Genomic DNA, 1,857 nt, shown 5'->3' with positions numbered 1-1,857 from the left:
ACCGTATGCCGCCGCGCCCCGGCAGGGTCGCGCTCGTCCGCCAACCGCCATCGGGGCACACCACAGGCGACACAACGTCTGGCAGTGCCCTCCTGGAGGACGACAACACTGTCCCACGACGCGTTCTCGCCCGATTATCCGGTTATTGAGCCTCATGAGTCAGTTTGTTGCGGCGCCGCATATCGGCTCGTCACGGATTCAGGCTCTTTATAGCTCATATTGACGTCGAGGCTGTTTGGACCGGCTACGGACGATACGACGCGACCGGGTTCTCCCCTGCAGCCGGTCATCAAAGGCTGGTCATCCCTGTCTGATCTGCCAAAACTTGGCCCTAACGGACAAGCTCTGCTGTGCGTCGCGTGGTCGAGCCGAACCACATGGGTTTGTCGACGACGAACTTCATCGAACGTTTCATCAGACCTTCGCCGGGGAAGAAGCCGAGATCGAGCCGCAACCGGATCACAGCCGGCGCCTCAAGATCGATGGTCTGCTCGATTGACACCAGGAAACCTTCGTAATCACCCGCCGGGGTCGCGTACCGTTCTCGAGTGATGGGCATGACTCGGTGCTGGTACTGACCCTTGTGTACAGCCTCTTGCGTCTCTCTGTTGACGACCGTAGCCCTGCCGGAGGCACTCCATGTCTGGTCGGGCACGATCCTATTGGGTAGCAGCACCACAGGCGGCTCATACAGCACAGTCTGGCCTTGCGTCAGCACGTCCAGACCGGAGATCAGCACGCTGCCATCCGGGAGCTCGTAAAGATGGAGGATGTTGTAGTCGCCAAATCGAACTTCCCAGCGGCCTTCACCGTCTGCGGAACTCAGTTTCAGCACGACCTGCCGTCCCTCTCCGTCTCCGTCCACCACCTCAAACGTGCTTTCACCTGGGACCAGAGGGAAAAGCTCCGCAGCCTCAACCTCTTGAACCGTCGATGCCGGCGGCGCCGACGTCTCCGCGAGGGCGGCCCCGGCGGTGCAGAGGCCGACGCCGATCAGTATCGCTCGCGCGTAAGACAGGTACATTGCATCTCTCCTGGAGCCCATGGGCGAGGTGCGGCGCAGCGCTCGTGGCAGTAAAGCGACGTCAACGGGAGAAACGGCGCCATTGGCTGGGGATTGTGGAGGCCTTCCCCTGAAGCGCTTCCTGACATGAATTCGCGACACCCAGCCTTCTGCGCTGGAGAATAGACAATACCCAGCCGCCACCGCAGCCGCGACGTAGACGTCGCAACCCCGGAGGGTAGTCGTGGGGTTATCCCGGTCAATCGAACACTCCGCGACTGCGACCGGAAGCATCGCTGTGCGTGGACACACGAACGCGATTTCCCATCGCGGGTCGAACGCTTCTGATCGGCGCTGAGCCGAGTCGATACCACTTTTCCGGCCGTTTTCCGAAGCCCTGCATGGTGTGTTCTGTAGTGCATAGACAACATCCATTGACCGATTCAACCTGACACCTAAGCAGGTTGCCGCTGGATACCGTCGGTAAGACCGAAATCGCACTGCGACTTGCATGGTCCGTACTAATAGTTAGAGCATCGCTGGATGAGTGTACAAGCGTCGAGTATCGACACCACAGAGGACCCGCGGGCGTGGCGCCGCGAACTGAGTGGCTACCGTGAACCCCGCGTCGTGCGAAGCGTTGTGGAAATCCTTATTACGGCAGTCCCGTTCGCGCTTCTGTGGGGGCTGACATGGTTTGCCGTGAGCGCAGGCCACTGGGTTGGGCTGGTGCTTGCCTTGCCGGCGGCAGGCTTCCTCGTGCGTCTGTTCATGATCCGTAAGCGTCCGGTGCATACCGCCTTCCGGGCTGTCCGGTGATTGGCGATGATCGTGTCTGCGTTAGCGACGTGGGC

The 1,857-nt window shown here is 60.7% G+C and carries 1 protein-coding gene; it reads right to left on the bottom strand.

Features of this window, described 5'->3' with window-relative positions; genetic code table 11:
• Positions 1-331: 331 nt before the first annotated feature.
• A complete protein-coding gene (locus tag ACPEES_RS23245) occupies positions 332-1,024 on the bottom strand; it encodes a hypothetical protein (protein WP_435106862.1) in 693 nt (230 codons plus the stop codon).
• Positions 1,025-1,857: the final 833 nt, after the last annotated feature.

Source organism: Arhodomonas sp. AD133 (assembly GCF_051195215.1).
Lineage (GTDB): Bacteria > Pseudomonadota > Gammaproteobacteria > Nitrococcales > Nitrococcaceae > Arhodomonas.
The sequence above is the reverse complement of the archived record's forward strand: the minus strand, read 5'-3'. Positions and strand labels throughout refer to the sequence as shown.

Bases quoted from the DNA above. Each gene is read 5' to 3' on its own strand.
- ACPEES_RS23245 (WP_435106862.1), bottom strand. From the start codon at position 1,024: ATGTACCTGTCTTACGCGCGAGCGATACTGATCGGCGTCGGCCTCTGC.